The organism is Hoeflea sp., assembly GCF_984452065.1.
Window position 1 is genome coordinate 1 of the sequence record NZ_CFHWAF010000166.1, and the last position, 7,867, is coordinate 7,867.

A 7,867-nucleotide genomic window follows, 5' to 3' on the forward strand; every position below is an offset into this window, starting at 1 on the left:
CCGCTGGTCGAGCGGCCGTCCGGCGGCCCGCCGGACGGCCGCGCCTGTCAGCTCATGGCCCGCCTGGAAGAGACGGAGCATGGCGATGGGGAACGCGCGCGCGCCTGGCTGATGACGGCGCGCGATGCCGAGCCGGCGCCGGTCTGGTGCTGCGGCGTTTGCAACGCCTCGGCCGAAGCCTGGTCGCCGCGCTGCGCGGCCTGCGATGCCTTCGACAGCCTGGTCTGGGCGTCGCCGCGGCGCCTGCCCGGACGATCGCCGCTGCCCCTTCCCGCGGCCGGCGAGTCGGCGGTCGGCGAGTCGGCGGCCGCGGTGGCCCGGGAAGACGCGAAAGACGCGAGCGCGGCGGGCGACGGCACCGTTCCGATACCGGCCACTGGCAACGATCGCAAGGCATTGGCCGCATCGAATTGACGTTCTGTCGCGGGGCGTGGCCGTCGTTGACGGCGTCTTGCGCCTGGACTAGTGTCCGTGTCGTCGGCTAGTCGTGGAATGCGCCCGTCGCGGGATCCGCGGGGCAACGCAATCCGTAAACGGCCCCACGCCGGTAAGCCGCCTTAGCTCAGTTGGTAGAGCACAGCATTCGTAATGCTGGGGTCGCGTGTTCGAGTCACGCAGGCGGCACCATTCCCCTGGCCTCAAGCCCACGCATAGCGGCATCAGAAATGTCTCTGGACAGCGGATTCCGAAAAGATTCTACTCGGGGAATCGGGGCGTGGTGCCCGCCGCCTGCTGCTAACTAGGGCAAACTAATTAGCAGCTTTTCGGGTTGGACCTCTTGTGAGGTTTGACCTTCACAGGCTTTGGTCCGGGCTTCTTGCCCTGTCTGACGGTTCTCGGGCTGGTTGCCCGCCGCGTATCAGGCAACGTACCAAGATCGGGGTGAAGTGGCGACGGACGCCACGCTGCGAAACGCGCCTCCGCTTGTATCGGGAGTCAATGAGGATAAAACGTGAACATATAAATAGATGTTGGGGCTCGCGAATTTCGCACCGCAATTTATAGTAGTCCTGGCGTTTGGTGCGCGAAGGCCATTTTGTCTTTGGAGGGTAAGGCATGAGCAAAGCGTGGTTCGTCAAGGATGGGCCGGACCCCACTCGGGGCGGTTCCGCCTATAAACTGCCGCTCGACTCCTGCGTTGATCAACTTGGCTTGGCCAAGAGCCAATGGCTGTCAGGCCTCGACAAGACGCCACGCTTTGGTGGTCAGACTTCTCGGGTTGCCGGGGTCGTGGACTATCGGCACGTCGTCTGCGAAGTTGACGGATCGGAAGCGGCGGAACACGGCTGGAAAGCCGGTTTCTATCGGCTTGAGGTGGGCGCAAGAAGTCAGGGCACGGCGCGGGCCTTCTAATGCCAAGGGTGACGGCTGAGCGCCGCCTTCCCGCGAAGGGAGATTGAATGCAAATCACGGATTTGACGGTCTTGGCGTTCTACCTGAACGCAGCGTTGGACACAGGGAAGTACGCTGATCTTACGTTCAAGGAAGTCGCAGACTCTATCGAGGATGGCTCAATATTCAACTTCCTCAAGAAGCGGCTTGGCAACGATATTGATCTCAGCATTTACGATCGGAACAAACAGAACGATTTGATTGCCGAGTGGCAAGACTTACTGAACGCTGTTAGTGCTTACAGGAAGTTCGGTGTCGAGAACAACGGTCTGTGTCTCTTGATTAGCTATTTGCTTGAAGGGATTCAGCGACGGCAGTATGATGACCCGAGGTCGTAATATCGGCCAACTATTTCCAGGCCACGCACGACGTGAGAGATGGGCCATGCGGCTGTACAGCATCCGAGCATACGACAAGGCGGACGATACGGAGCCGTCGCGAACCTATCTGATATCGGCTACGGATGAAGACGAGGCGGTTAAGATATTCGAAGGGGCGGCCTATGCCTCACAGCATGAACGCCAAGTGATATCCGGGGGTGAGGCCGAATCAAACGTGCCCGGCCCGCAGTTTTGGGGCTACACGTCGGGAGCACGGATGCTGAAGGCCGGCTAGCAGAACGAAGAGCAAGCCCCCGCGCCCGGTGATGTGGGGTAAAGTATCCCACAGTGGAACGGTAGGTGTGAATGGCCAAGCGCATCAGCATAATCAATTTCAAGGGTGGGGTCGGCAAGACGACGCTCTCATTCCTGTTCGCCGCGGGTCTGGTGCGATACCACAACCCTTGTCGTGTTTTGCTGGTAGACATGGATCACCAAAGCAGCCTGTCGATTGTCTGTCTCGGTGGTCCTGATTGGGAAGGCGCTGTTGTGAACAACCGGACGACGACAGAGATAATCAAGCCCTTCATAAGAGACAGCACAATGCCAGGGCAGGAAATCATCATCAAAAACCCGCTGAACCGCAGAATCTACCAGACCTACCAGAACCTTGACTTGGTTCCAGCCAGTCTTGAGCTTGACGATGTTGAGATTAAACTGACGGCTTCACACCATGGCAACGCGATCCAATCCGAGTGGGACAAGCGCACGCTGTTGTGCCGTTGGATCGAAGAAACCGGGACTGACGAAAAATATGACTACATCCTCTTCGACTGCCCGCCCGCCACGAAAATCGTCTCACAGAACGCGATTGCCGCCAGCCACGGCTACGTTGTCCCGGTTGTGCCGGAAGCGGTCATGGAACGCGGTGCGCCTCACCTTGACGCGATGGTGAAAGCCCGAATTGACGCTGAGCTGAAGGACTACGCGGCGGTAAAAGTCACCCCGCGTCCAATGCATGTGCCTGACACCGCGCTTGTCGGATTGGTCATTACGCGGATCACGCCGCACAGGGGCGACTCGGGCTACACCAATGACCACACCCAGCACCTAGGCTCTCTACAAAGACAATGGGGCAATAAACTGATAGAACCTTACGTGAAACAGGGTGTCGGAGTTTCAGAGGCACTAGCGGAAGGTGTGCCTGTGTACGACAGGGGCAATACCCAGAACGTCGGTGGTCAGGGCTTCCACACGACTTACCGGGACCTCACGGCTGAACTGAAGAAGAGGATTGATGCCCTTTGAGCAAGGATCGTGACCATAGTCAGACTTCATCACCTCGGGACAAAGGACAGAGTCGGGAACTCTCGGTCAGTGAGGTTTCACGCTTCCTGAAGCGACTGGCCAAATTTTACCATGACCCTATAACCGGCAACCCGGCCTTGAGTGAGGCCCTTGCCGAACTCGCATCAGCCTTGGGCCGCCGAAAAGGTGGCATGAAGTTCAGCGAGGCGGTGGCGGGGTTAAGCGCCCCCCCCAAGCGGTCGCCGTTTCCCGACTTGAGCCGGTTGAAGGACCTCGAACTGGAAGAGGTTAAGAAGATATTGTCCCCGGATATCAAGAAATCTGACTTGATGGAACTCGGAGTGGAACGATTTGCAATTTCCCGGTCCAGGATGATGCACCTGACCACCGAACAAGTTCTCGATACGATAAAATCGGCTGTGCGCAATGAGGAGTCCTTGAGCAGCATATCTCGGGAAGCTCAACGCAGCGGCAGTCAGCGACCTTCATAGGCCGCCGTCCAGGCAAAGAACAACCCGGCCACAGCCATAGCCATAGCCAGGGCCGGGCTCTTATAAGGTACGGCAGGGGAATGCTTACGCCAATAAGTCCTACCCCCGCCGCCCGCTATCGGCTCAGCCGCTTCACTTCAACGCACATCGATAACGTACAAAATCTTTCGCCCATTTGTTTAGGGTTGGTGGCCCTGCATCCCTTCAGGCTTGAAGTCGCCAGACAGTCGAACCAACGGAGGAGCCAGGAGCCACCATGGGAGAGGATAGCACCAAGGGTTTGTCGAACGTCATCCAGATCGACGACGAGCGGGTCCAAGACACCAACCCTAAACAAATGGGCGAAAGATTCTTTGACACCGAGCAGGTGCGACCATGGCCAACGGCGCGCTTTTTCCGCCTGTTTTCTCGCGCGGCGTTCCCGTGGCCCTGCGGCGTTCCGCCTCGGCGCGGTTGCGCTTTTCGCGTATGCCGTGCGGCGCGCATGCTCGCCGTCGCCGGCACCGTGCCTTTCTACATCCCGCGCTCCGATATCTCTTCCAGGATGATCCTGCTGGCCTTCTCGCCGACCATGATCGCCGGTCCGTTGATTTTGTCCGACGGCATGGTCGGAAAAACGGAAGCGTCCGCGACGCGAATACCGTCCAGGCCATGCACTCTCAGTCTGGCGTCGATGACATTCGATTTCCGATCCGGTCCCATCCGGCAGGTGCTGGCGGGATGATATATGGTGTCTCCGGCCTCGCGGATATGGTCCATGAGTGTGGCATCGTCCGTTACGGCGTCTCCCGGATAAAGTTCTTCGCTGATCAGGTGCTTCATTGTCGGCGTTGCCGACAGTTTCCTGAGGAATTTCACCCCGTCCAGGAGTTCGTCGCGATCGTGCCGTGTCGCCAGATAATTCGGCTGGATTGCCGGGGGTACCATCGGATCGGATGAGTTCAGGCGGACATGCCCGGTGCTGGTCGGATGGCACTGGGATATGGCGATATTGAAACCCGGATAGGGATCGGGGTTCAACAGCGGCCGCGTCCCTGGCGGCGCTTTCCGATAGGTGAGCGGCGAGAAATACAGTTGCATGTTCGGGCGCGTCAGGTCGGGCCGCGTGCGGAAAAACCCGCCCGCATGGTTGATGTTCCGCGCCAGCGGCCCGCGCCGTGAAGACAGGTACTTCAGGCCGGCCCGGATCCTGCCCGGCCAGGCATGGAGTTCGTTATTCAGCGTCGGCCGGGTGGACCGGTAGATATGCTCGATCCCGTAGTGGTCCTGTAGATTGCGGCCCACGGCCGGGCTGTCGAGAACGACAGCCATGCCGGCGGCCGACAGTTCGGCGGCCGGGCCGATGCCGGACAGCAGCAGCAGTTGCGGCGAATTGATCGCGCCGGCCGACAGAATGATCTCCTTTCCGGCTCGGGCCAACCGGGGCTCTCCGCCTTTCACATACTCGACGCCGGCCGCCTTGCGCCCCTCGAACAGGATACGGGTCGCGTGGGCGTGTGTCTCGACGTGAAGGCGCGCACGGCGCAGGGCCGGGCGCAAATAGGCGCGGGACGCGGACATGCGCATACCGTTCTTCACGGTAATGCCGTATATGCCGGCCCCCTCCTGGGTAACGCCGTTGAAATCGCCGTTTCTGCGCAGGCCGGCTTCCTCACAGGCCTGTAGGAACGCCCCGCACAGCGGATGAAGGCCATTCGAGGACATATCGATATGGAGCGGGCCGTTGCCGCCGGACGCCTGGCCGGAGGTTCCGCCATAGTCCTCCAGACTCTCGAAAACTGGGCGGATATCCCGCCACCCCCATCCCGGATTGCCCGCCGCCAGCCAGTCCTCGTAGTCTTCCGGCTGTCCGCGGATGTAGATCATCGCATTGATGGAGCTTGATCCGCCAAGCACCTTGCCGCGCGGCCAGTAGATTTCCCGGCTCGCCGCACCCGCCACCGGTTCCGTCATATACATCCAGTTGACGCGGCTGTCGTAAAAGGACTTACCGTATCCAAGCGGCACTTTCAGCCAGAACCGGCGGTCGTTTCCTCCCGCCTCCAGCAGGAGCACCCTATATTTTCCGGCGCCTGTCAGCCTGTTCGCGAGAACGCATCCCGCCGAACCGGCGCCGACGATAATGAAATCGTATTCCTCGGCCATGCCGCGTCTTTACTGCCTCATATCCATGCACCGGGGTTCGGACGGCGCGTCCGCGCGCCTGAATCCGGAAAGACGGAATTCAGCATCCCGGCGGCTCGGAATGTAGGTCCGCTTCGGAAATCGAAGCATACCAATTCCGCCGCGCGATGCGGTCATGCCGTTCATGCCGGATCGTTCCGCCGGTCAAGCCCCGCAAGCACTTGCGCGAGGGTATCGATCCCGGCGGCGATCTCGGCCGGTTTGATGCCGCTGAACCCCAGGACTAGGCCCCTCTGCTCCGGCGGCGCCATGGCGAAGCGGCTGATTGGCGTGACCGTTATCCCCTTTTTCCCGGCGAGCGTCGCCGCTTCGGTCTCGGGAATGTTCCGGGGCAGCAGGCCGATCGTATGGAGTCCCGTATTGGTCGGCACGACATCCAGTACCCCCTTCAGGCGGCGCTGCGCGGCGTCGCAGAGCACCTGATGGCGCTCCTCGTAGAGAGTCCGCATGCGGCGGATATGGGTAGCGAAGTGACCGTTGCGCATGAAGTCGGCGACGATCGCTTGCAGGCTCGATGAAGCCCCTTGAAGAAGATCCTTTGAAATCCGGTTGAATAATTCGGTCAGGCACGGCGGCGCGAGGATAAAACCGAGCCGGAGCGCGGGAAACAGCGTTTTACTGAATGTGCCGACATAGATGACGCGGCCGGTCATATCGATACTTTTCAAAGTGGGCGGCGGGCGCCCGCGATAATGGAATTCGCCGTCGTAATCGTCCTCGATTATGAACGCGTTGGCGTCTTCGGCAGCCCGGAGCAGCGCGAAACGGCGGTCGAGGCTCATCGAGGCGCCAAGCGGCTGCTGATGCGATGGCGTCACGAAGGCGAGCCGGAAGTCCGGCGCCTGTTCCAGGCCTCTTTCAACCACCAGGCCGTCCTCATCGACAGGAACCGGAACCAGACCGGCTCCGCATGCGGCGAGACTGTTACGCGCTCCTATGGCGCCGGGATTCTCGAACCAGACCGGGTCGCCGGGGTCGAGGAGCACCATGCCGATCAGTTGAAAGGCCTGTTGCGCGCCGCCGACCACGAACACCTGTTCGGGTTCGCAGCGGATGCCCCGGTTGGACAGCAGATGCGAGGCAATGGCCTGACGCAGGGGGAAATAGCCGCGCGGGTCCCCGTATTCCATGGAAATCCCAGGCTGCGAACGCCAGTGCTTATTCGCCAGACGCGCCCATACGGCGCGGGGGAAGGCATCGAACGCCGGCAGCGCGGTCGCGAAGGCCCCGACCTTATGGGGCAAACGGTCGGCGAACGCCTTCGACGCCTTGGAAGTTACGCGCGAAAGGCGGGGCCTGAACGCGGCCCGAGGCGGTTGTCCGGGAGATACTCGGTCGGGCGCCGCCGGCCTTGCCGCGTTCAGGGCCTCGCCGACATATGTGCCGGCTCCGGTATGAGACTCCACCAGGCCTTCGGAAATCAACCGGTCGAAAACGGTGATGACGGTCGTTCTGGAAATATCCAGGTCCCTGGCCAGGGTCCGGCTTGAGGGAAGCCGTTCGCCCGGCCGGACTCCCCCAGAATGGATCATGTCGCGCAAGGCGTAATACAGCTGATTGCTGATCGTAACGGGAGCGGTGCGATTGATCGCAAGGGAGAGCAGTAACGCGCCGCCCGTCTGCTTAACCATGGTATCGCGCACTCCTGACGGGGATATCCCGTCGTCTCCGGGTGGTACTCGAAATTGTTCAGAATGGATCTTATCAAGGGACCGTTTCAGTTCAAGATGTGTCGATGTTCAATCCTCGGAAGGGCGATGCGGCCATATCGCATCCCGCTCCGGTCGGCCGGGTTGCGCGCCCGCAAGAACCAGCAGGCAAAAATCAGCCAACTAAAGATCAGACGACGAAAATCAGTCGATGAAAATCAAGAGTATCGAGACTTTCTGTACGAAATTCGTCGGCTTCGTCAGGGTTACCGATGAAAGCGGCCGGCAGGGCTGGGGTCAGGTCTCGACCTATAATGCGGACATCACCTCCCTGATCCTGCACCGCCAGGTGGCGCCGTGGTCCCTCGGCTCGAGTATCGCCGCTATCGGCGAACTGACCGATGTCATCGTCGAACGCGAGCACAAGTTTCCGGGCTCCTACCTGCGCCGCGCCATCGCCGGTCTCGATACCGCATTGTGGGACCTGCGGGGCAAGGCTGAAGGCAGGAGCGTTTGCGAACTG

Annotated in this window: 7 protein-coding genes, 1 tRNA gene and 2 pseudogenes; 8 read left to right on the plus strand and 2 right to left on the minus strand. The window is 60.5% G+C overall.

The features are described from left to right. The 7 genes and pseudogenes from AC5E6N_RS21495 to AC5E6N_RS21525 all read left to right on the plus strand — a co-directional run. Positions 1-414 (plus strand): annotated as a pseudogene (locus tag AC5E6N_RS21495) (hypothetical protein); the annotation flags it as partial. Positions 415-551: 137 nt separating this feature from the next. Further along, a tRNA-Thr gene (locus AC5E6N_RS21500) sits at positions 552-627 on the plus strand. A gap of 429 nt (positions 628-1,056) precedes the next feature. After that, on the plus strand, positions 1,057-1,353 hold the full coding sequence (locus tag AC5E6N_RS21505; RefSeq protein WP_491749732.1) for a hypothetical protein: 297 nt from the start codon (positions 1,057-1,059) through the stop codon (positions 1,351-1,353). Between the two features lie 47 nt (positions 1,354-1,400). Beyond that, complete coding sequence (locus AC5E6N_RS21510; RefSeq protein WP_491749733.1) at positions 1,401-1,730, plus strand: hypothetical protein; 330 nt, start codon at positions 1,401-1,403, stop codon at positions 1,728-1,730. A gap of 46 nt (positions 1,731-1,776) precedes the next feature. After that, positions 1,777-2,007 carry a hypothetical protein gene (locus AC5E6N_RS21515; RefSeq protein WP_491749734.1) on the plus strand — a complete coding sequence of 77 codons (231 nt, stop codon included), beginning with the start codon at positions 1,777-1,779 and terminating at the stop codon, positions 2,005-2,007. A 71-nt stretch (positions 2,008-2,078) separates the two neighbouring features. Next, on the plus strand, positions 2,079-3,020 hold the full coding sequence (locus AC5E6N_RS21520; RefSeq protein ID WP_491749735.1) for a ParA family protein: 942 nt from the start codon (positions 2,079-2,081) through the stop codon (positions 3,018-3,020). Then, entirely contained in the window at positions 3,017-3,511 is a 495-nt protein-coding gene (locus AC5E6N_RS21525; protein ID WP_491749736.1) for a hypothetical protein, read from the plus strand. The genes AC5E6N_RS21520 and AC5E6N_RS21525 overlap by 4 nt, the downstream gene beginning before the upstream one ends. Before the next feature lie 513 nt (positions 3,512-4,024). Here the strand turns inward: AC5E6N_RS21525 and AC5E6N_RS21530 are convergent. Both AC5E6N_RS21530 and pdxR read right to left on the minus strand, forming a co-directional pair. Next, positions 4,025-5,656, minus strand: a complete 1,632-nt coding sequence (locus AC5E6N_RS21530; protein ID WP_491749737.1) for a GMC family oxidoreductase — start codon at positions 5,654-5,656, stop codon at positions 4,025-4,027. A gap of 161 nt (positions 5,657-5,817) precedes the next feature. After that, the gene (gene pdxR, locus AC5E6N_RS21535; RefSeq protein ID WP_491749738.1) at positions 5,818-7,326 is read right to left on the minus strand and encodes a MocR-like pyridoxine biosynthesis transcription factor PdxR; all 1,509 of its coding nucleotides are present in this window, start codon (positions 7,324-7,326) and stop codon (positions 5,818-5,820) included. Positions 7,327-7,555: 229 nt separating this feature from the next. Here pdxR and AC5E6N_RS21540 point away from each other — a divergent pair. Continuing rightward, positions 7,556-7,867: pseudogene (locus tag AC5E6N_RS21540) on the plus strand (mandelate racemase/muconate lactonizing enzyme family protein); the annotation flags it as partial.

What these genes read in the sequence shown, in the direction of transcription:
- pdxR (WP_491749738.1), bottom strand. Translation starts at nt 7,326, where the DNA reads ATGGTTAAGCAGACGGGCGGCGCGTTACTGCTCTCCCTTGCGATCAAT.
- AC5E6N_RS21530 (WP_491749737.1), bottom strand. Translation starts at nt 5,656, where the DNA reads ATGGCCGAGGAATACGATTTCATTATCGTCGGCGCCGGTTCGGCGGGA.
- AC5E6N_RS21510 (WP_491749733.1), top strand. Translation starts at nt 1,401, where the DNA reads ATGCAAATCACGGATTTGACGGTCTTGGCGTTCTACCTGAACGCAGCG.
- AC5E6N_RS21505 (WP_491749732.1), top strand. Translation starts at nt 1,057, where the DNA reads ATGAGCAAAGCGTGGTTCGTCAAGGATGGGCCGGACCCCACTCGGGGC.
- AC5E6N_RS21520 (WP_491749735.1), top strand. Translation starts at nt 2,079, where the DNA reads ATGGCCAAGCGCATCAGCATAATCAATTTCAAGGGTGGGGTCGGCAAG.
- AC5E6N_RS21515 (WP_491749734.1), top strand. Translation starts at nt 1,777, where the DNA reads ATGCGGCTGTACAGCATCCGAGCATACGACAAGGCGGACGATACGGAG.